This is a genomic window from Salinicoccus albus DSM 19776 (assembly GCF_000385175.1).
GTDB lineage: Bacteria > Bacillota > Bacilli > Staphylococcales > Salinicoccaceae > Salinicoccus > Salinicoccus albus.
Genome location: NZ_ARQJ01000025.1, coordinates 115461 through 137465, shown reverse-complemented (window position 1 = coordinate 137465; position 22005 = coordinate 115461). Strand labels below are relative to the sequence as shown.

Annotated in this window: 18 protein-coding genes and 1 riboswitch; of the genes, 11 read left to right on the top strand and 7 right to left on the bottom strand. The window is 41.4% G+C overall.

Features of this window, described 5'->3' with window-relative positions; translation table 11 throughout:
* Positions 1 to 245 precede the first annotated feature (245 nt).
* Entirely contained in the window at positions 246 to 944 is a 699-nt protein-coding gene (locus G343_RS0105905) for a FadR/GntR family transcriptional regulator (protein ID WP_245541938.1), read from the bottom strand.
* A 443-nt stretch (positions 945 to 1387) separates the two neighbouring features.
* On the opposite strand from G343_RS0105905, the gene G343_RS0105900 reads away from it, so the two are divergent.
* The 4 genes from G343_RS0105900 to G343_RS0105885 all read left to right on the top strand — a co-directional run bounded on the left by G343_RS0105900 (position 1388) and on the right by G343_RS0105885 (position 7013).
* A complete protein-coding gene (locus G343_RS0105900; protein WP_020007201.1) occupies positions 1388 to 2881 on the top strand; it encodes a flotillin family protein in 1494 nt (497 codons plus the stop codon).
* Positions 2882 to 3257: 376 nt separating this feature from the next.
* Complete coding sequence (locus G343_RS0105895) at positions 3258 to 3971, top strand: transglycosylase family protein (protein ID WP_020007200.1); 714 nt, start codon at positions 3258 to 3260, stop codon at positions 3969 to 3971.
* 379 nt (positions 3972 to 4350) lie between these two features.
* Positions 4351 to 5100 carry an aggregation-promoting factor C-terminal-like domain-containing protein gene (locus G343_RS0105890; protein ID WP_020007199.1) on the top strand — a complete coding sequence of 250 codons (750 nt, stop codon included), beginning with the start codon at positions 4351 to 4353 and terminating at the stop codon, positions 5098 to 5100.
* Between the two features lie 257 nt (positions 5101 to 5357).
* The gene (locus G343_RS0105885) at positions 5358 to 7013 is read left to right on the top strand and encodes an amidohydrolase (RefSeq protein ID WP_020007198.1); all 1656 of its coding nucleotides are present in this window, start codon (positions 5358 to 5360) and stop codon (positions 7011 to 7013) included.
* 74 nt (positions 7014 to 7087) lie between these two features.
* Here G343_RS0105885 and G343_RS0105880 read toward each other — a convergent pair whose 3' ends face one another.
* Positions 7088 to 7807 (bottom strand): GntR family transcriptional regulator, encoded by a 720-nt coding sequence (locus tag G343_RS0105880; protein ID WP_020007197.1) that lies wholly within the window; start codon positions 7805 to 7807, stop codon positions 7088 to 7090.
* 316 nt (positions 7808 to 8123) lie between these two features.
* Here G343_RS0105880 and G343_RS0105875 point away from each other — a divergent pair, with 316 nt between their 5' ends.
* Positions 8124 to 9527, top strand: coding sequence for an MDR family MFS transporter (locus tag G343_RS0105875; protein ID WP_020007196.1), 1404 nt, complete (start codon positions 8124 to 8126; stop codon positions 9525 to 9527).
* A gap of 160 nt (positions 9528 to 9687) precedes the next feature.
* Here G343_RS0105875 and G343_RS0105870 read toward each other — a convergent pair whose 3' ends face one another.
* Both G343_RS0105870 and G343_RS0105865 read right to left on the bottom strand, forming a co-directional pair.
* The gene (locus G343_RS0105870; protein WP_020007195.1) at positions 9688 to 10740 is read right to left on the bottom strand and encodes a homocysteine S-methyltransferase family protein; all 1053 of its coding nucleotides are present in this window, start codon (positions 10738 to 10740) and stop codon (positions 9688 to 9690) included.
* Between the two features lie 105 nt (positions 10741 to 10845).
* Positions 10846 to 10954: riboswitch (SAM riboswitch) on the bottom strand.
* Positions 10955 to 11052: 98 nt separating this feature from the next.
* Positions 11053 to 12246: a CynX/NimT family MFS transporter gene (locus tag G343_RS0105865; protein ID WP_020007194.1), complete on the bottom strand. Its 1194-nt coding sequence runs from the start codon at positions 12244 to 12246 to the stop codon at positions 11053 to 11055.
* Positions 12247 to 12499: 253 nt separating this feature from the next.
* On the opposite strand from G343_RS0105865, the gene G343_RS0105860 reads away from it, so the two are divergent.
* The 4 genes from G343_RS0105860 (at position 12500) to G343_RS14365 (ending at position 17212) form a co-directional block, all read left to right on the top strand.
* On the top strand, positions 12500 to 13189 hold the full coding sequence (locus G343_RS0105860) for a deoxynucleoside kinase (protein WP_020007193.1): 690 nt from the start codon (positions 12500 to 12502) through the stop codon (positions 13187 to 13189).
* A gap of 104 nt (positions 13190 to 13293) precedes the next feature.
* The gene (locus G343_RS0105855; RefSeq protein WP_020007192.1) at positions 13294 to 14442 is read left to right on the top strand and encodes a DUF418 domain-containing protein; all 1149 of its coding nucleotides are present in this window, start codon (positions 13294 to 13296) and stop codon (positions 14440 to 14442) included.
* Positions 14443 to 14536: 94 nt separating this feature from the next.
* Entirely contained in the window at positions 14537 to 15469 is a 933-nt protein-coding gene (locus tag G343_RS0105850; protein WP_020007191.1) for a hydroxyacid dehydrogenase, read from the top strand.
* 102 nt (positions 15470 to 15571) lie between these two features.
* Complete coding sequence (locus G343_RS14365) at positions 15572 to 17212, top strand: alpha-keto acid decarboxylase family protein (RefSeq protein ID WP_020007190.1); 1641 nt, start codon at positions 15572 to 15574, stop codon at positions 17210 to 17212.
* Between the two features lie 130 nt (positions 17213 to 17342).
* On the opposite strand, the gene G343_RS0105840 is transcribed toward G343_RS14365, so the two are convergent.
* Both G343_RS0105840 and G343_RS0105835 read right to left on the bottom strand, forming a co-directional pair.
* Positions 17343 to 18314 (bottom strand): C-terminal binding protein, encoded by a 972-nt coding sequence (locus G343_RS0105840; protein ID WP_020007189.1) that lies wholly within the window; start codon positions 18312 to 18314, stop codon positions 17343 to 17345.
* A 20-nt stretch (positions 18315 to 18334) separates the two neighbouring features.
* Positions 18335 to 19366, bottom strand: a complete 1032-nt coding sequence (locus tag G343_RS0105835) for a YjiH family protein (protein WP_245541937.1) — start codon at positions 19364 to 19366, stop codon at positions 18335 to 18337.
* Between the two features lie 58 nt (positions 19367 to 19424).
* Between G343_RS0105835 and G343_RS15735 the strand changes: the two genes are divergently transcribed.
* Positions 19425 to 19724 carry a hypothetical protein gene (locus G343_RS15735; RefSeq protein ID WP_245541936.1) on the top strand — a complete coding sequence of 100 codons (300 nt, stop codon included), beginning with the start codon at positions 19425 to 19427 and terminating at the stop codon, positions 19722 to 19724.
* Between the two features lie 280 nt (positions 19725 to 20004).
* A complete protein-coding gene (locus G343_RS0105830) occupies positions 20005 to 21414 on the top strand; it encodes a sodium:solute symporter family protein (protein ID WP_020007187.1) in 1410 nt (469 codons plus the stop codon).
* Positions 21415 to 21524: 110 nt separating this feature from the next.
* On the opposite strand, the gene G343_RS0105825 is transcribed toward G343_RS0105830, so the two are convergent.
* Positions 21525 to 21950, bottom strand: coding sequence for a hypothetical protein (locus G343_RS0105825; RefSeq protein WP_020007186.1), 426 nt, complete (start codon positions 21948 to 21950; stop codon positions 21525 to 21527).
* Positions 21951 to 22005 lie beyond the last annotated feature (55 nt).

Sequence of the window (22005 nt, the reverse complement as noted above, 5' to 3'; positions counted from 1 at the left end):
TTACTATGAGTAAACGCTTACAAAATGATTTTCAACTCCTTTTATCATTAAATACAAAAAGAAAAAAATCGACAAAATCGGTAAAAGACTTAAAAATATCAGCATAAAACTCCCCCTTTTGCGTTACAAAGTGCTTAAAGATATCTAGTCATATGATGACTAGAGAATATGTTGACATTCTATGGAATCGCTTTCTATTTGTCAAGTGTTACTCCATAAAAAAAGAAGAGACTGAAAAAGTCTCTTCAATAATGCTGGAGCAGCACCTCTTCAACACCGATGAGGTGATTGTACATATGTCTGGCGACATCCTCCTCTGCACCTGCCTCAATGGCTTTGTAGATTAATTTGTGTTCATCGTGAATTTTTTGAATGGATTTTCTCTCTTCGTACAACCATATTCGTCTTGTTTCTTTCATTGTACGAATCATAGTGTCTGAAACATCTTCAAGCAGATTGACCAGCAAAGGGTTTCCAGTAGCTTCTGCAATACTTATGTGGAACTCATAATCCGCCTGTTCACCAATTTCATTATTTTCTAATACTGTCCACATTTTATCCAGTGCATCCTTGATCTCCTGGAGCTCACTAACGCCCGCTTTTTGTGAAGCTTCTCTTGCACTGCCCACTTCTATAATCTTTCTCAAGTCCAAAAGATTTTCAATATCTGAATGTGTGATAATCTCAAAGTTCTGCTCGAAGCCAAGCGGCATCCTCTCTTTGATGAAAGAGCCCTGGCCATGTTTCACTTCGATAACATCCATGACCTTCAGGCTGTTCAACGCTTCTCTGACAGACGCAGAAGATACTTTGTGCGTCTGTGCCATTTCGGCGATGGGAGGAAGTTTATCACCGGGTTCCATTTCGCCTGACTTTATATCCTCAAGAATGAGTTCTGCAATTTCTTCATAAACTTTCTTTCTTTGTAAGCTCAATCCTATCACTTCCGATGTATTATTATATCATCTATAATAGCATATTCTCCCTCTGACACTGAATGCGGGAAGAAACAGAAATCGACTGGATTAAAGCAGGTGATATTAACCTGTTTTATTCATCAAAATGGCAGTAATATAATGATATGGAGATTTCATAATCAGTCATTCGTCCATAAATTTTACTAAACACCTATATAGAATCCTATTAAGAAGAATATAACAAGCAACAATAACGTCAATATTATCTTTTTCACTTGCACACTCACCTTTCGAACTTAATGATATTGATTTGCAAAGGGTATCAAGGCCATTCAATTTTTGTCAAAATACCATCACACTTGAGGTATATAGAATAATTTGAATGACCAAATTACTAGGTTATGCTTACAATCGCCTGCCATCTGTTATAGAATTAAAGTGATACATAAATTAATGAAAGGGGTTCCCTTATGTTTGAAATCACAGGTACTCTATTAGCAATAATCATAGTTGTTGCACTACTTATTATCGGCCTCATCAGCTGGTATTTATTCATGAAGGCCAGATACCGTACGGTCCCTTCCAACGAAGCGCTGATTGTTACTGGTCCCAACCTGGGTGATGAAGAGAGAGAAACCAATATCTATAAAGATGACCAGGGACGTTACATGAAAGTGATCCGGGGCGGCGGGCACAGGCTCAGGCTGTTCCAAACCGGTACAAGAGTTTCATTAAAATCGTTCCAATTACAAATTGCGACACCGAAAGTTTACACGCTTGAAGGTGTCGGAATTTACGGAGAAGCAGTGGCCACAGTAAAAGTGGCAGATGATCTCCACGGTATCGTTAAGTACGCGGAACAGTTCCTTGGCAAGGAACAAAAAGATATTGCACATGAAATTTCTGAGGTATTAAACTCGAATCTTCGTGCCATCCTATCTAAAATGACGGTTGAACAGATCAATAAGGACCGGGAGAGTTTCAACGAACAAGTCCGGGAAATTGCCCAGGACCAGTTGAATAGAATGGGCTTCAAGATTACTTCATTAGGTCTGTCTGATCTGAAAGATGACGAAAACTACCTTGAAAACTTAGGCCGTCCTCAGATTGCCAGAGTGAAGAAACAAGCAGAAATGGCGGAATCTGAGAACAGACGTGAAACAGAGATCCAGCAGGCTAAAGACAATGAGACGATTTCGAATGAACAATATAAGAGAGAAATGAATATCGCTGACAGCCGTAAAGAGAAGGACTTGAAAGATGCACAAATTCTGGCTGAGACTGAGAAAGAAAATGCGGCAGCCAAAGCGGCTGGACAGTTGGAAGAAGAAGAACGGCGTTTAGAAGTGGAACGCCAGAGTCTGGAAATCCGTGAGCAGGAGAAAGCAAATGAATTGAAACTTCGGCAGATGGAACGTGAAAATGACGTTGAAATCGAAAGACAACAGGTTGAAGTGCGCAGGCAGCAGGCTGAAGCGGACTACAATGCTCGCACTAAAGAAGCTGAGGCTGCTGCTGAAGCCCGTAAAGCCGAAGGTAACGCCGAAGCGCAAGTCATCAGAGAGAAGAGTATGGCAGAGGCAGAAGCGATTGAACGCCGGGCTCAGGCAATGGCAGAAAACAAAGACGTCATTATATTAGAACAATTCATTGAGATTATGCCAGAATTCGCCAGAGCCGTCAGCGAATCAATGGGTAATGTCGACTCCATTCGTATCATGGATGGCGGCAGTGGAGACCAGTTAAAATCACTCCCCAACACCGTCACGGGGACAATGGCAAAACTTCAGGAGAGTATGGGGCAGATGACAGGCTTTGATCTCGAAGGTTTCCTGGACAACTTATCTAATAGAGATAGTGGAAACAGTGAGCAAGCAGATTTCAGGGAAGTACAGGAGGAACAGAAAGATCCGGGTACTTCAGTTGACGAATCCGATGAAGCGGATGAAAACAAAGAAGATTGATAATCATTTTTCAGCCTAAAATTCAAGCAGGGAAAGAATCATTGATTGATATGATTCTTTCCCTGCTTATTTTAATTCATAAAGATATTCTGATTCTTCTCTATACAACCCGTAGGATAAGTAAATACCCCTTTTTTATATCAAATATTCAGAAATAATACAGTTATATCTCAGTAATATATCAATATTACAATCATTGATAACTCATAATAATAATTGTAATCACATTATTACTGGGCTGTAACACACAGTGAGTGTCTATGTGGTATATTATTCATTGTCTTAAACGATTAAGCACATAAAACGTGTGTTTTGAAATCAACGATGAAAAAACAATACTCTACTAATATATATGTATCTGGAGGATGAAAAGATTATGAAGAAAACAATCTTAACTACGACTATGGCATTGGGCTTGGGTATCACTGGTGTCGCAGCCGATCAAAATGCGGAAGCTTCAAGTCAGGACGTCAACAAAGAAGAACTGGCACAAATGGCTCAATCCAATTCAAGTGAATTGAATAACTCACCACTGCACGAAGGTGCATATCATTATAATTTCAACCTGAATGGTGTCAATTATACCTTTGAATCAGACGGCACTCAATTTTCTTGGGAATATGGCGGATACAATTATGAACAGCCGGAACAAGAAGTAAATGAACAGGAATCAACACAAAATACTCAAAATGACACTCAAGAAGCTCAACCACAACAACAAGAAGAAAATGCACCGCAGGTAACTGAAGAAAGCTCAGAACAATCACAGCAGCAAACTGAAAATACTCAGCCAGCTGCACCTGAACAAAACACAGAACAGACTCAAACTGAAAACGTATCAAATCCAAATAATTCCGGCGGTCAGAACTGGGGCGCGTTAGCTCAGTGTGAATCCGGCGGCGACCCTAGCGTTGTCAGCTCAAACGGACTTTATCATGGACTTTATCAGTTTGATGTACAGACTTGGCAGTCCATAGGCGGAAGCGGACTACCGTCTGACGCATCTGCAGCTAAACAGACTCAAATGGCTCAAAAGCTTTATGAAGACAGAGGAAGCCAGCCTTGGCCTGTATGTGGAACAAATCTTTAATACAGTGAATTTAATTTAAATGAAAACGAAAAAATCTTTTAATAAGGGACAGAATCATTGATTAATATGATTCTGTCCCTCTTTTTTTAATTCGTAAAGAAATATCTGACTATCCCATATAAACTTCTATGAGATGTCATTTATATTTTTTATAGCAAATATTCAGAAATAATACAGTCAGATATCAACATTACAATCACTGTTAACTCATGATAATAATTGTGATCACATTATTATTGGGCTGTAACACACAGTGAGTGTGTATATGGTATATTATTCATTGTCTTGGGTGACTAAGACATAAGAAAGCATGTTTCGAACCAACGAAGAATGAAACAATACTCTATTAATATATATGTATCTGGAGGATGAAAAGATTATGAAGAAAACAATCTTAACTACGACTATGGCATTGGGCTTAGGTATCACTGGTGTCGCAGCCGATCAAAATGCGGAAGCTTCGAGCCAGGACGTCAACAAAGAAGAACTGGCACAAATGGCTCAATCCAATTCAAGCGAATTGAATAACTCACCGCTTCATGAAGGTGAATATCATTATAATTTCAACCTGAATGGTGTCAATTATACCTTTGAATCAGATGGCACTCAGTTTTATTGGGAATACGGCGGATATAATTATGAACAGGAAGCCCCAGAAGTAAATGAACAGGAATCAACACAAAATACTCAAAATAACACTCAAGAAGCTCAACCACAGCAACAAGAAGAAAATGCACCGCAAGTAACTGAAGAAAACTCAGAGCAATCACAGCAGCAAACTGAAAATACTCAGTCAGCTGAATCTGAACAAAACACACAACAATCCGAAAATGCGCAACCAGCTGCACCTGAACAAAACACACAACAAGCTTCTGATGGCTCAACTAAAGAACAATTCCTCGCTGCTGGCGGTACAGAAGCAATGTGGCAAAATATTGTTATGCCAGAATCCAGCGGTGACCCAAATGCAGTCAATGAACTTGGCTACCGAGGCCTAGGCCAGACAAAAGAATCATGGGGCACTGGCTCTGTTGAAGAACAGACAGAAGGTATGATTAATTACGCTCAAGAACGCTATGGTTCCGTTGAAGAAGCAATGCAATTCAGAAATGCAAATAATTGGTGGTAAAATCTTCACCCCACTTTGATTTAAACCCGTATCATCTGGAGTTTTCCAGATAATACGGGTTTTTTAATCTCCGATATCCCCTTTACATATCACTGGTCCGGACATTATGACAATGTTTAATTATCCCCTCAGGTTTATTACCATTTTCATCATCAGTAGTGATGGTATGGAGGAGAGATGGTTTCATAGAGTGAATTTTTCTTTACAGCAATTGGATGTTCTCATGAATAATCATATGAAAGGAATGACGTTATCTCATGAAAAATGCAACATTACTTTTTAAGAATGCCAATGTATTAACGCTGGATAAACAAAATACGCGCGCGGGTTCAGTTGCTGTAGCCGAAGGAGAGATCATCGGTATCTGGCAGGAATCCGAGCCGCCGAAAAACGCAGTCGGAATCACGGATCAAACGGATGTGATTGACTTGAATGGCGACACACTCATTCCCGGCTTTATAGACACCCATAACCACATTTTAATGTATGCCCTGATGAAAGATATGGCAGACTGCAGTACACCGCCAAATAAAACGATCGAAGATATCCTGGACGTAGTTGGACAAAAAGTACAAGAAACCCCCGCTGGCGAATGGATTCAAGGCTATGGATATGACGACACACTGTTAGAAGATCAGCGTCATCCAACACAGACAGATTTGGATAAAGCAGCACCCAATCATCCCGTCCTCATCAAGCATATCTCCGGGCATTTGGCCGTCGCCAACTCATACGCATTAAAACTGGCGGGATTAGATGCAGATACACCAGATCCTCAAGGCGGACATTACGGCAGAGAGGAGAATGGCCAGCTTAATGGTGTGCTTTATGAACATGAAGCCATGGCTGCCATAAATAATTTGCTGCCACAAAAATCCGAGAAGAAAATGATCGAATTACTAAGTGAAACATCCAACGAGTATCTGGCGCAGGGGATCACTACAAATTCGGATGCTGCAGTCTACAGTCTAAAACATTTAAATGTCCATCTCGAAGCAGCCAGACACAGTTTAAATCCAATGCGTACCCAATTAATGATCAAGGATGCTCTGCTGCGGGATGACGGCCCATTAGCCGGCTATACACACGCAGCGCTTGATGAGGAGATAAGGCACCGCTCCAACGGACTCGCAAGACTGGACAGCGCCAAAATGTTTCAGGATGGTTCGATTCAGGGTCTGACTGGCGCATTGCGTAAACCTTATTATCAGAATCCAGAGCTATACGGTGATTTGATTCATAAACAAGACGTCTTTCAGGAAGAAGTATTGGATTTGCATCAACGGGGGTTCCGGGTCACCACACATGGCAATGGAGACCGGGCGATTGGTTCGATTTTAGATGCATACGAATATGCGTTGAACAAATCCCCAAATGAAGATCACCGTCATCGTATTGAACATGTGCAGTCTGCGGTTCCAGAAGACTTAGCTAGAATGGAGGCACTCAGAGTCGCCGGCTCATTTTTCATTAATCATGTATATTACTGGGGCGACAGACATGAGCAGATTTTCCTTGGTCCGGAACGTGCCAGACGGATCAGTCCATTAAAAGAAGCAGTCGATCATCACCTGTTGTTCACGATTCATTCCGATTGTCCGATCACACCAATTTCTCCATTATTTTCAGTATGGGCAGCGGCAAACCGTATCACGCGAGAAGGAAAAGTTCTCGGACCCGAGCAGCGTATTGAAGTGATCACAGCTTTAAAATCGATGACGATTTATGCTGCTGACCTCATCTTTCAGGGAAACCGGCTTGGCAGTATTGAAAAAGGAAAACGGGCAGATTTCGCCATACTCAGCGAAGATCCTGTTTCAGCAGACCCGGAACGGATTAAAGATATCACCGTTAAATCCACTTTTATAGATGGCGAGCCAGTTTATGGCCAATCAGAACTTGTAACCAGTTAAGCGTATCAATATGGAAAAAATTAGTTTAAAAGTAAGAGGGGAGCTGCCAGAAGTTTTGGCAGCTCCCCTCTTACTCATCTTTTTCGTGAAAGTTTGATATTGAATGAATACATATCTGAACGGTAGCAGGCATATTCGTATTCAATGAATTTACCATTAATATCCAGCAATTTTCTTTCAGCAATCAGCACACCGGCGCTGGCGGGCATCTTCAATAATTCAGCATCTTCCTCTGTAATTGTACCAGCAGTAATGACCTGATCAGCCTCAAATGACCGAATTCCCAGCTCCAGATCAAGCAAATCATATAATGATACCCCATTTAAATTATACCTGCTGATTTTCCTTCCTAATTCCAGCGGATAAAAATTATTCTCAATACCTATTGGGATATTATCTGCATACCGAATACGTTTAAAATGAAAGGCTTGTGCTGCGCCTGTTTTATTTTGCAGCTGATCAGGCAGCTCGATAATTTCTGATTTAATTAACTTGGCATCGGGATCCATTCCCATGCGTTCAATCGTTTCCGACGTACTTCTCAGGTTGCCGAGCCAGTCATTAATGCGCTTTACAGAAACAAAGGTGCCTCTTCCTGGTTTTTTATTGAGCGTCCCTTCCTTAACAAGCTCCTCAATAGCTTGTCTGACAGTACTCCGGCTAACGTAATATTCATCCATAAACTCACGCTCACTGGGTATTTTGCCTGTGTAGACACCTTTATAAATCCTTTGTTCAAGTTCTTCCTTTAACTGTATATAAAGCGGGATAGAATTCGTATAATCCAACACCATTATCATCACCTGACCCTTATTAAGGCTCCTATTATGACTCATTATAAATAAACGATTAATTTATCATCCTTTTTTGCTAAATTAATAAAGCATAAGCGTAAGATTAACACAAAATTCGCAATAAATAAAATCGTTTATTTTAAAATTAAGTTTTAAACACTAGATGATCTTCTGGAGAAAAAATTTTCTGAAACAACACCTGACGGGAAACAAGAACCTGAAAGCATAAAGTTGTGCTTAATATTTTTCTTGTGGTATAGTTATATATTGTTGATTAATCAATCATCAATTTTTGCGACAGAAAAGATGAGATATTATGGAAAATACAGAAACGTCTAATTTGAAAAAGAACATACCGCTTTTTGCAGTCTTATTATCCGGTGCTTTCATTACTATTTTAAATCAGACGCTGCTCGGGACGGCACTCCCCCCGATCATGCAAGATCTCAATTTAACCGAAAGTACTGCACAATGGCTGCAGTCTGTATTTATGCTGGTGAATGGCATCATGATTCCAGTCACAGCGTTTTTAATAGACAAATTCACCACACGTAAACTATTTTTAACTGCAATGGGATTGTTTACCCTTGGATCCTTTGCTGCTGCGATTGCTCCAAATTTTACATTTTTAATGATTGGAAGAGTGTTGCAGGCATCAGGCGCTGGCATTATGATGCCGCTTATGCAAACCATTTTGTTCCTTCTCTTCCCTGTAAACAGGCGAGGCACAGCGATGGGCTTGTTCGGACTGGTCATCGCATTTGCCCCGGCAATCGGCCCGAGTCTTGCTGGATGGCTTGTTGATCAGTTTCCATGGCGCAGTGTCTTTTATGTGGTGCTGCCCATTGCCATTGTAAACATTATAGTCGCATACTTCTTACTCAAAAATGTGACGGAACAAAAGAATCCGAAGCTGGATATATTATCAGTCATTCTTTCTACCGTAGGTTTCGGCGGACTTCTATACGGATTCAGTGTTGCGGGTGAAGCGGGCTGGCTCAGCACTCAGGTAGATTTATCCATTATTGCAGGCATCATCTCCCTGTACCTGTTTATTACCAGACAACTGAAATTAGAGAAACCGCTCCTTGAATTCAGGGTTTTCAAAAATGGTACATTCACGCTGGCGACTGCCCTTGGGATGGTTGTCTTTGCAGCAATGATTGGAACAAATGTTATTTTGCCGTTATACATGCAGAATATGATCGGGTTCTCAGCCCTCGATTCCGGACTTGTATTGTTACCCGGCGCGATTGTAATGGGCTTTTCAAACCCGATTACCGGTTATCTTTTTGATAGATTTGGAGGTAAATGGCTTGCCCGGGGCGGTCTTTTACTATTAGCTCTGACAACCTTAGGGTTCACTAATTTATCTGCAGATACAAGTTTCGTTTATCTGGCAAGTATGAATGGCATCCGTATGCTTTCTATCGCAATGGTCATGATGCCTATGACAACCTTAGCCTTGAACCAGCTGCCGAAAGATCTGATTCCTCACGGCACAGCGATGAATAACACATTCCGTCAAATCGCCGGGTCGATCGGTACCGCGGTGCTCATCACTATCATGTCTACAGCCGCCATACCAAACGAAGGCGTAAGCGGCAGTATTCATGGGGTGAATGTTTCCTTCATCGTCGCAGGGCTCGCAGCTTTCCTCGGATTCTTACTTTCTTTTAAACTCAAAGAAAGTAAACAGGAAATAGTGAGAAAACATTAACCCAGGCAGACGTAAGCTGGAACATCAAACAAGTATAAGAGTTTCTATCGTGGTTCACTAACAAAAGTAACAGGTCCAGGCTTTGTATAAAAGCATTCTGGACCTGTTTTTTTGTCAGGTATGAGCAGTAATTTCTAACTGACACAGTTTATATATCATATTACGCTTTCGTTCTGTACGTCTGGTTGTGCTTCTGCAGCGTGTCATCTTTACCGAAGAGGAAGTGTTTATGCATATCCGGCGAATATTTCGAATTGATGGTCTCTAAACCGACTGCTTCGGCGACGGCACGTATCATTGACGGCGATGCCCCGCAGCAGAGACCAATGTAGTTGATGCCGATATCATGTGTCTGTTTCGCCCATTCCGCCAGCTCATAACGGTTGTGATAAAGCGGATCTAAAGAAGTCGGGAAAGTTGTTTCTGTCGGCAGATGGCAGCTGCAGCCGCCATCCGGCAGGTTAAAGAATGTCGGATGCTCTTCTGTTGTGCGGTATGGAACCGGCAGTGCACCGACATAGCCGTCTGTTTTTTGACGAATCTTCTCTAGATATGGCTGCATCGTGTCCGGACCGCGGAAGCAGTTCATCCCGACAACGAGTGCGCCGTTATCCTCAAGAATCTTACAAGATTCCTCCACTGTATAACCGTCGCGCAGAATATTTTCACCCATCAGACCGAGAGTGATGACCGCCGGCAAATCATACTTTTTGATCTCCTCGAGCGCAATCAACGCTTCCTCATGATAGTAAAAAGTTTCTCCGCTGATAAAATCGACATCTTCATCCTTACACCATGATGCCATCTCATTGAACATTTCCCTCACTGTCGCCTTGGAGTTATCATTCTTCGGGTCAAAGATGTTCGTGTTGGAAATGTTTCCGGCGACGAGTGCCTCTTCGGCCGGATGCTCCTTGGCAACTTCTTTGGCCAGCTTGATGGCATTTCTATTCAACGGCTCCAGCAAGTCTTCTTTGCCAATAATGCGCATCTTTTCCCGGTGCGCGTTATAAGTGAATGCCAGCACGACATCTGATCCGGCATTCATATAATCGCGGTACACATGTTTCAATGTCTCAGGGTGCTCCAAAGCTACTTCCGGCACGAATGATCCAGCCTGGAGATAACCTCTCCGTTCCAACTCAAACAAGTATCCCTCTCCTACAATAACCGTCCCTTCCTGCAGACGCTGCTCCAAACTTCTTTTACTCATTACACATTGCCTCCTCAATAATTTGAATGATTGCACAGACAGAAACTGAAAATAAAAAATCCTCTTCCAACGGTAGAAGAGGATTTGAAAATAAATCAAAGTCACTCCTTATCTTCTAGCCGTCAGGCTGCTGGAATTGGCACAATGTTCTGAATCATGCAGATTTGTTGCCGAGGCTTCACAGGGCCAGTCCCTCCACCTCTCTGGATAAGAAAATGTACGCCTATTGATTTGTTAGAGACAACTGTATCTGTATTCTCATGCGTTGTCAACAGAAAATTCACGCAATGGTCATTTATGGTATTATTTTTGTTATTCGGAAACTGTCTGGTTCTTTCCTGCAAAATAGCCCAGCACTGCAATAATGAATCCAACTATGATCAATATGATGAGCGGCAGATTCCAGCTGCCCATATATTCAGACATCATACCCAAAAACAGCGGACCGCCAGCAGCGACGATATATCCGACGGATTGCGCCATTCCAGATAACTGGGCGGACTGTACTGCAGTATTCGTTCGCAGGACAAAAAACATCATGGCAAGACTGAATGTCGTTCCGGCACCGATACCGGTGATGATTAGAAACGGGATAATCCAGCTGCCTGAGAGGATCAGTATCCCGATGAGTCCGACCGCCCACAGCATTCCGCTCACAACGCCGATTTCTCTTTGGCCCGCATACCGGTAGGCGATCAATGGTGCCAGAAATGTCGTCGGCAATAACCCTAACTGATAAATAGTCATCAGCCAGCCAGCCTCATTTTCTCCGAAACCTTTATCGATTAAAATCGCCGGCAGCCAGGCAAAGAGCGTGTACGGAATCAAAGACTGTAACCCCATGTATAATGTCACTGTCCATGCCAGTGGCGACCGCCATAAAGTGCCAGTTGGCGAAGCATCAATTTTCTTGAATACCTTTTTTCTTTCATCTAATAATATTGGCATTCTTAATATAAGTATAACGACTGCGATTAACGGGAAGACACCCCACATCCCCAGTGCGATTCGCCAGTCATAGTCCGGGCTGGTCGCAATGTTCACGGAAATTCCTGCCGCCAGCGCGCTCACGATATTCATGGAAAAGGAATAGATTCCGGTCATCAGGCCCATTTTAAACGGAAAAGTGGCTTTGATCAGCCCCGGTGCCAACACGTTGCCGACAGCAATTGACAACCCGATAATGGCTGTACCGAAGAACAGCATAAAGGTACCATCCATACCTCTCAGCAGCATTCCAGCCGTTAAAAACACCATCGCAATCAGCAAGGTAATCTCCATGCCATATTTCCTGGCGATTTTAGGGATGAAAGGTGAGAATAATCCGAATGCGAGCAATGGAAATGTATTTAAAAAACCGATGGTCGTATTTGACAAATGTAATTCTTCACTGAAAAAAGGTACTAACGGGCCAACCGATGATATCGGAGAACGCAGGGAAGCACCGATAAATACGATGACAAGTAATATCAAAGAAATATAATATCTTTCTTTCCGTTTAGACATCACAAACACCTCCAATAGATAGCCTCAAAATAGTATCATTAGCAGTGCTGAAATTTAAATAATATGCTCAAAAGGATAAAAAGGGTTTTGAATTTTTATTTATGGTAACTCAATTCTTTTTAATCTATAATGTGAGTTTATTATATTGTTGTTTTATATCATAATGAGATCTTATATTCTGAATCATTAAATCGCTTTAGTGATAAAGGGCATTAATTAGATGAAAATCATTCGTAAGAAGGGAGAATAGATATTGATTACGCTGGCAGGAACAATTGGCGCAGGAAAAACCGCTTGGGGCAATGTAATCGCTGACCATTTCGGCGTTGATTTAGTAGAAGAAAAAGTGGAGGGCAATCCATTCCTTGCAAAATTTTATGAGGATCCAAAAAGATATAGTTTTCATTTGCAGGTATATTTCCTAAATCATCGGTTCAAGGCGATCAAGAAAGCCATGACTCACCCGAATACAGTGTTGGATCGTTCTATTTATGAGGATGCCATGGTATTTGCCAGGTTACAATACGAGAATGGTTCCATGGACAAGGCGGAATACAACACTTATTTGGAGTTACATGAAAACATGATGCAGGAATTGTATGATTTATACGCGCAGCAGATTTCACTCAAAAAATCACCGGATCTACTCGTATTGGTGCATGGCTCCCTTGAGGAAGCTATGAGGCGGATTAAAAAACGCGGCAGACCTTATGAGCAAATTGAAGGTAACACAGAGTTATATCAATATTACCAGAACCTGTACAACATCTATGAAAATGAATTTATGACAAATTATCTGGAAAAAGAAATTTCGCCCGTTTACATCATAGATATCGATAAAATCGAGATTTCCAATCCGCTGGATGTCAATGAGGTTCTGGGAGGGATCGAACGCACTCTGAAAAGAGAAAGAGGATTCGTATTTCCAGAGGAGTTGAAATGACTCGTGGCAATCAACACTTGCAATTATTATAATGGAACTTCACATCGTCGTAAAAGACATTCAAAACAGCCAGTTTATCAGACTGGTCAGTCAGGAGCAGTATTATGACTGAAAAAAATAAGAAACGGGCACTGTCATTGGACCTTGCACGCGGCTTTATGCTGTTCTTAATCATTCTGTCTCATGTACCATTCTTCTTATATACACTTGAGCCCGGTGTCATCACAAAACCGGAAGCCGGTAATGCTTTTGAAACATTTTTAAATATGCTGATGGAACTTCTCGTTGATAACCGGGCAAGACCGTTATTTGCCGTATTGTTTGGCTATGGACTGGTGATGATTTATCAGAAACAGAGGGAACGTATAGGGCAAGACGCTGCAAGACGTATGATTAAAAGGCGCAGCTGGTATCTGATACTTTTTGGTGCGCTTCTTGCCGGTATTGCCGGGGGTCAGGATATCTTAATGACATATGGGGCCGCAGGATTGTTACTTTCAGGCAGTTTGAAAAAACCTGATCAGAAGATTGTAAAACGAATTGCCATATCGACCATCATATGTGCAGTTTATCTGCCTGTGCTGTGGGGCGGAATATTGCTTGGCATTGGAGATTATGGTCTGCCGTTCTCCTGGGCCGGAGATGAAACATATTTCGGTACGCTGGCTGGTCAGATTATTGCCATACCCATCATCCCGTTATTTAATCACTTGATGTTCCCGATTATTCCTGCAGTTTATATGGGTATATGGCTGGGTCGTAAAAATCCATTAATCCAGGCTCACCAAAATGTCGGGTTACTGAAAAAGCTGACCCTGTGGGGGCTGGGTATATCCCTGTTGGGTGCAGTCCCACATGTTCTCGTTAATGATATACTTTTTCCTGAGCTCTTCACTGCAGGACTGACATACGGCCTGCACATGATTACAGGGCTTGGTGCAGGATATGGTTATGCCGGATTATTCGGTCTTTTGGGTGTTGCGATACAAAAACGCGGTGTCATCATAGAATCCATGGCTGCGATGGGGAAACGTTCTCTAACGTTCTTCGTGACACAGGAATGTCTGATTGTTATCACCATGTCGCCCGTCGCATTGAATCTGGGTGGTCATCTCAGTATAACGGGTTCAGTCATACTCGCTCTAATCATCTGGATGGTGACACTGGCTGCTGCGTATATAATGGAGAAAAAACAGGTTGCCGGACCGCTTGAAAGAGCGATGCGCAACCGGACTTATAAAGTGCAGAAGTGATGGTCCCAGCTCGTCTGGACCATATTATAGGAACTCCGCTTGAACTTGTTGTAAAATCAGATTTAACGATTGTTAAGCGATCTAAGGAGGAAAAATGCGAATATTAATTACTGAACTGATATGGGACATTGGTATACAGACTTTAACTGACGCCGGATTCGAAGTTGATTATGACCCGTCATTAGGAGAAAATCGCACACAATTATTATCAGTAATAGATAACTATGACGGCCTGATCGTTCGAAATAAAACGATCGTTGATGAATTATTGATGACGAGTGGGAGTAAGCTCAAAGTAATCGGCAGACTTGGTGTAGGCGTTGATAATATAAATTTAGAATCAGCAAAATATAATAATATTCAAGTGATCATTGCCAAAAATGCGAACGCGACCTCTGTCAGTGAATATGTGATGGCTGCACTGCTCGATGCTTCTCGCAATTTAAATGATGCGAATGAAGATGTCCGCGGGGGGAATTGGCAAAGAAAACTTTTTACCGGGGGAGAATTAGCCGGTAAAACGCTCGGTCTTATTGGCATGGGAGAGATCTCTCATCGTGTGGCAAAACGCGCGGATTCATTTCAAATGAATGTCATTGGCTATGACCCCTTTATAAATATTTATGATTTTATTACTCAAGAAACAGGCGTTAAGATTTGTAATACACTTGAATCATTATACTCACAATCTGATTTTATCTCGCTGCATGTCCCGTTAACAGATGACACGCGCAGAATGATTAACAAAAGTACTTTTCAGCAAATGAAAAAGAATGCCTATATCATTAATTCATCCAGGGGCGGTATCGTCGATGAAAAGGATTTATGTACTTCAATTCAAGATGGTGAAATTAGAGGCGCTTATTTAGATGTATTAGAAGAGGAACCATTGTCAGATTCATCCCCGCTGCATCACACACCAGAAGTCACCTTAACCCCGCATATCGCAGGGCTGACAGAAGAATCTCAACTGCGTACATCCAAATTGGTCGCTGAAAGAATGGTTAATGTGCTTAATGACTTGTGATGTTAAGTCAAATTGATTCTTCCGACATTCAGGCCATAAAATGTGTAAATTTCTTATTAATAGGGAACTCCTAACTAAAGCTTTTAAGGAGGACTTTCGAATATGACAGTGACCGTTGGCGAATTTTTATTTCAATGCTTACAAAAAGAGGGAATAGACGAAATTTTTGGCGTGCCGGGAGATTTTAATTTTCCGTTGCTCGATACACTTGAAACTTATGAGGGCATGGAGTTAATCGATAACCGCAATGAGTTAAATGCCGGCTATGCGGCGAATGGGTACGCCCACGTCAAGGGGATGGGCGCGTTGATCACGACGTTTGGCGTAGGGGAATTGAGTGCCAGCAACGCTATCGCCGGATCTTACAGTGAAAATATCCCGCTGATACACATTATCGGTTCTCCGGATTTGAATGATCAACAGGAGGGACAAAACCTCCATCACAGTTTGATGGACGGAGATTTTGACGTGTTTAGAAAAATGCATGCGCACATCACCGGTTATGCTGTTAAAATTACGGCTGAGAACGCCGGAATTGAAATTCCCAAAGCTATTCGTATCGCCAGGGAAAAAAAGAAACCAGTCTATCTGGATTGCCCCATGGACCAGGTGCTGGAACCCGTGGGGCCACTCAGGGATGAAGAGGCCGGGATGGCTGCGGACAACAAAGCATTGCAGGCCGCGGTGGAGGAGGCAGAGCAGCGGCTGGATCAGGCAGCCAACACAGTCCTGCTTGTGGATTTTAACACCTTGCGCTATAATCTGGAGCCTTACGTAGAAACCCTTGCCGAAAAAATGAATGTTCCGGTCGCGCAAATGCTGCAGGGTAAAGGCGGCTTTGATGAAGAACATCCCCAGTACATTGGAATGTATGCCGGAGCCTTTGGAGATTCGAATGTCCGTGCCCGGGTGGAAGATGCCGATTGTATCATCGCAGTCGGGTTGTTATGGTCAGATTTTAATACGGCTAAGTACACTGCTGATTTGGACCCTGAAAAGATGATCATCATTCATCCGCACTCTATGATCGTGACGGAAAAGGCATATAAAAATATCTATGCAGCGGACGCTTTAAAAGCATTGCAGAAATTGGAGTATCGAGAAGCGGGTCCGGTAGAATCGCTAGCGTCTATCTATGATACAGTGGTCGGTGCACCGGAAGAAAAACTGGCAGCTGCAGCGTATTATCCGCGCTTTCAGAAAATGCTTAAACAAGATGATGTCATGATCATTGATACCGGCACTCTTTCTTACGGGATGAGTCAGGTTAAACTGCCAAGCGGTGCGTTTTTCATTTCCCACGGCGCGTGGCAGAGCATCGGCTATGCAACCCCGGCAGCATTAGGCGCAGCTATCGCATCAGACGACCGCCGGGTGTTACTATTCATTGGTGAAGGGGCTTTGCAATTCACCATACAAGAACTCAGTACACTCATTGAAAACGGCTGCAAACCCATTGTTTTCATATTGAACAATCAGGGATATACGATTGAACGATATTTAAACATTGATCACCCTTTCGCCGATTATAACGATATCCCGAGATGGGATCATATGACTCTGGCCGAAGGATTCGCCGGTTCGGCTGATATATTTAAAGCAGTGGTTCGAACGAATGGGGAGTTGGATGCTGCCATTCAAAAGGCCGAACAGTATGATGGGATGAGTCTGATTGAACTTGTCGTAACGGATCCGATGGATGCGCCTCAGTATTTGCTGAACATGCGGGAAAATGAGAAGTGAGCTGAGAAACTGGAATTGTCGCAAACGACAGGGATAAGCCAGGAAGATAAGTCCAAGTTACAGAAGAAATACCACCGCGCTAAACTTTTTTTAGCGCGGTGGTATGTTTGTGTACCTGAATCTAAACATATTAAAGATAGACACCGTTCACAATTTGAGCTTCTTTATAATTCCCTTGGAAAAATTGCTTCACATTTGCTGCACTTTCAACTGAAGCTTCACGAACTGATTCCTGTGAATAAAATGCAATATGCGGTGTAAGAATTATATTCTCATATTCCATAAATGGATGGCTGCTTAAATCCGGATCTTCTTCACTCAGTACATCAGCAGCGTAATGTTGTATTTTCCCTGATTTAATCGCATTCAGAATAGCAGGTTCATCTGCCAGCTGTCCTCTGGCGGCATTGATTAGAATCACACCATCTTTCATTTTTGCAATACTCTCATCATTAATCATCTTTTCAGTTTCTTTGTTGACCGGGAGGTGAATACTTAATATATCTGCCTCTGCCAATACTTTCTCATAGGATACCATATCTGTATTATAATTATTTTTAGCTTCATGTTTATCAACAAACGGATCGTAGGCCAGCACTTTTGGTCCAAATGGTTTCAATCTTTCAGCAATCAATCGAGGGATATTACCAAACCCCAAAAGACCTATTGTTTGTGTTTCAAATCTTCTCATGTTTGGAAAAGCATCAAAGCCCCATATTCTGTCTTTTTTAACATTATCATGAAAATAATTGATTCTGCGATTCAACATCAACATCATACCCATAGTATAATCCGCAACTTCTTTAATGCAGTATTTTGAAATATGGGAGACAGCAATATTTTTAGATTTCGCATGCTCCACATCTGCATAATTAAACCCTATTGTACCAAATGCAATCAGCTTTAACTCAGGCAGGGCATCTATAACTCTTTTTGTAAAAGGCTCATATTCACAAATCACTGCATCTGCACCCCTGCAGTTTTCAATTAAATCGTCTTCAGTAAAAGACGGTGCTTCTATAATTTCCACTTCATCACCTAAAATCTCTTTCTCAATTTCAAGTGCACCCGGGAAATCGAAAGTGCGAACGACTTTAATCATAAATACCCTCCTTGAAAATATTAGTAGATAATATGGGCAATAATCGCAATAATCGGCATTGAAATAATGGTTCTTTCAATGAATATAATTAACAGTTTCCATATATTCGCAGGCATTTTTGAAATAATAATTAACGTTGCCATTTCTGTCAGATAAATGATTTGGACCAATGATAAGGCGGCGATAAAGAACCGTGTCATTTCTGCTTCGATTCCTGCTGCCAGCACTGCCGGGATGAACATATCGATAAAGCCGGTGATTGTAGCCGGCGCTACAGCTTCTGCTTCAGGGATGCGCAGAAACTCCAATACATACACCATTGGCTGAGAAATTATTGTAAAAAGAGGCGTAAATTCAGCTAAAATCAATGCGATCGTTCCAATTGCCATCACTTGAGGTATAAGCACGAATGAAATATCCACAAAAACTTCAAACCCCTGTTTTAGCTGCTTTTTGAAGGAGCCGGATCTTTCTGCACGGTTTACCCCCTGTTCCAAAGCCCATACAAACCTGGATTTATGCTCGGGCACCTTTTCAGTATAGTGATTTTCAACAAGAAACGTATCGGGGATTCTGGATGTTGGCGGAATCCTCGGAATAATCATTGCACAAATAATACCGGTAATAACGATCGTCAGATAAAGTAATGGGAAGACATGATCCACTTCCAGTAAACGCGCAATAACAAGACAAAATGGCAGAGAAACCGCTGAAAAATTTGTTGCGATGGCCACTGCCTCTCTCCCAGTATAAAATCCGCGATTATACTGTTCACGGGTTAACACCACGCCGACATTGACATTTCCTATCCATGATGCAAGCAAATCGATCGCTGATCTGCCCGGTAAGGTAAACAATGGTTTAATGACCTTTCTCAAAATTGTTCCGGTAAATTCCATTATTCCAAAATTAATCAGATAAGGCATTAAAAATGAAGCGACTAAAAACCACATGATCAGTGTCGTCAATAATCCCATCATCGTGCCGCCTGTCACTTCAGAATATACGACTTCGAGGCCGGTCTGAAAGTATGTCATTATTATTGCGATCATTCCGATTACCCTTATAATCAACCATAGCAAAGTTGTATTAAACAACGAATTCAGTATTTTGGAAGCAGTGATAAACTTTGGTTTAAAAAAATATGTAATAACTGAAAACACAGTTGAAACGACAATGACTAGAGTGATCACTAACGGAAGAAAATCAGAAAGTAAATCAATAAAATATTCTGTGATGACGCCGAGCAGAATATTAAAATTATTATCTGCATCCCTTATCGGCACTAAAAATATTATAATACCGAATAATGAAGGAATTAAAAACTTTAACAACCCTTTTGTAGTTATTGAATTACTGTCAGGATTCTTTTTAGAATCATTCAAAACACTCATCCCCATTCTGTTTTAAATTCATAGAACTTACCCTCGCAACTTTCGCATGCTGAATCTGAAGGCAGACCTTGAGATAATTTAGCAACTTTACCATCCATTGGTTTATGTTGATTCTACCATTTGAAGTACCAGAGTGAAATGATTTCCTGGTCGCTTAACATAGCAATTGGATCAGTCCTGATTTTTCAATATGATATTCAGATTCTTAATAAATCATCATTTGAAACTATATTTTCAGTTTGCTATGTTGGATTCATATTAACTTAACTTTACAAACAAAAGGGCGGGGTTTTTTTATGGAATTTACAAGCCAGCCGGCGTTGATATGGTTTGTCATTGGTTATGGTATCTTCATGTTGATACTGGGTATTTATTATTCCAAAAAAATTACGACCAGTGATGATTTCATACTCGCTGGTAAGTCACTTGGACCCATTGTTTTAATGGGAACACTGTTAGCTACATGGGTCGGAAGCGGTTCTGTTACAGGCGGTCAAAACTCACTCGCTTATTCATTTGGGTTATGGCCGGCTTTAATGAGCACAATTCCGTCATTGATAGGGATTCTGACAATATTTTTGATTGCATCAAAAATCAAAAATTATGGTAAACATACTGTTGCAGAAATACTGGAAATGAAATATGGAAAGTGGGCAAGTGTCCTTGCAGCAGTGATTATTATTCTGGCATTTGTCGGGATAGTATCCTACCAATATCAGGGACTTGGATTTATCTTGAGTGTATCCACAGGAATTTCTCCTGAGATGGGGACGATTATAGGCGCTGTCATTATTATTTTCCTGGCAACGATCGGCGGGTTAATGTCTGTGGCACCGACAGATGCAGCCAGTGCCTTTCTGGTCATTATCGGCCTCATTATCGCATTGCCAATTGCTATATCAATGGGTGGTGGATGGAATGAAATTACTTCAAATGTACCGGAAAGTCATATGGAAATTACAGGTGGTCTCACCTTTGTCCAGTTAATGGGATATTATCTGCCAACCTTGTTCCTATTATTGGGGGATCAGAACATCTATCAGAGGGTGACAGCATCAAATAACGATAAGACGACAAAATTGGGTACTGCAGGGTGGATTATCGGTCTCATTATTGTCACACCAATCATTTCAATCCTTGCTTTCATTTCACGCTCATTGTTCCCGAATATCGATCCGGGTATGGCAGTCATCGCTCTTTCAAGTATATTGCCAATTGCTGTTGGAGGTATACTGATAGCAGCTCTAACGGCATTTATCGTTACTACTGGCAACTCATATCTGTTGTCCGCAGCGACCAGTGTCATTTATGATTTCTTCTCAAAATATATTAAGACAGATATCAATGACCATCAGAAACTTATTTATACAAGATTTCTCATACCGGTTCTGGGGATTATTGCATTTCTGCTGACCATGTATTTCCCAACTGTATTATCAGTGCAAATGTACGCTTATACAGTATACGGGGCAGGAATTACACCTGCATTATTGGCAGTATTCTTATTCCCGCAAGTGACAAAAGCAGGAGGTCTGGCATCTATGCTGACAGGGCTGGTAACGACGTTAGTCTGGGAAATTTTCTATCTGGAGGCCACTGGCATAAACTCTGTCATCATTTCTGTGCCGGCAGCTATCATTGTTCTTATCATAGTTACAATATTTACCCAAAATAAAAATAAAGGCATGAAAGAAGCCGCTGAATAATGGATGTTAAACAGGGATTCCAATTAAGCAAGCTCATTATGTAAGACAATATAAAACACCTTCGAAGAGGTACAATGAATCAAGTACTCAATCGAAGGTGTTTTTTATGATTAGTCAATAGATTTTACAGTCAATATCAATTCACCATCATGTGTTTCGCTTGCCATACCAGCCTCATCTTCATCCGATGTGTCAATGATATATTCACCGGACAGATTATTTTCATCACGGTAGAACAGTTTGATCTTATCAATACTGAAAAAGTCATGTTCCAGCATACCGAGCATATTGTTCATATGGTCAAATTCAGCATAGTTTTCTTGTTTAAGCAGAGTCTTATTCCGTTCTTCCATATAATCGGACAATGACTTCTGGTTGATGGCCAGTTCCACTTTCTCGGATTTCAGATCAAGACGATTGAAATGCTTCATATCGATAAAGATCCTCTTTTCATCGATGCCGACAACATCGTCGATGAAAGAGACACCTGTGAATTCTACGTTGTCAATATTAGAAATATTCAGTAACTGCTTCATGTATATCTCCCCGTATCATTTCCATAATAAGATAATTATATCATAGAATCAGTAC